Annotated in this window: 1 protein-coding gene; it reads right to left on the bottom strand. The window is 24.0% G+C overall.

Features of this window, described 5'->3' with window-relative positions:
* On the bottom strand, window positions 1-709 hold a 709-nt coding region (locus XO12_RS11125), incomplete at both ends, for an AAA family ATPase (RefSeq protein WP_175420353.1).

The following is a 709-nucleotide window of genomic DNA, read 5'->3' as shown; positions in this document are numbered from 1 at the left end:
TCTTTCTATTCCTTTAAATGTCAAATATCCTGCTTGTGTAAAGAATATATTTGCATTTGCATCTTCTATTTCTCTTGTTGAGAAATCCATTGCACTTACTGTGTTTTTTACTAAGTCTTCATATTCTATCTTTTTTCCTTTTATATATTCATACAAAAAGCTTGGCGATCCGCTTTCAAACCAGTAATTTTGAAATTCTTTTTTTTGAAAGAATTTTAATATTGAAAATGGATTATATACATAATGTTCTCCATCAAAGGAAAATCCATTATAGTATTTTTTCATTTCTTTTAATAATTCTTCTGTTGTTATATTAAACTTTTTTGCTGTTTGTTCTATATATTCAACAAAATAATTTTTTAATTCATTTTGAGTATATCCAAACATTTGCGAATAATCTGTATCAAGGGATATATCATTTAAATTATTAAGTGCTGAAAATACTCCTGTTTTTGTGAATTTTGTAATGCCGGTTATGAATACAAATTTTATGTATTCATCTTTTGTTTTTACTTTTTTATAGAATTCTCTTAAAAATGCTCTAAATTCTTCTGCTTTTTCTTTATTGTTTATATGTTCTAATATTGGCGATTCATATTCGTCTATGAGTATTACTGTTTTTTCTTTGTATTTTTTACTTAATTCTGTTATTAAATGTCCAAATTTTGTTGGTAAATTATTTTTTATTGGTGAAATATCATATTCTCTA

It is taken from the genome of Marinitoga sp. 1154 (assembly GCF_013363285.1).
In the GTDB taxonomy this organism is placed as follows: Bacteria; Thermotogota; Thermotogae; order Petrotogales; family Petrotogaceae; genus Marinitoga.
This window is presented reverse-complemented; position numbering and strand designations above follow the sequence as displayed.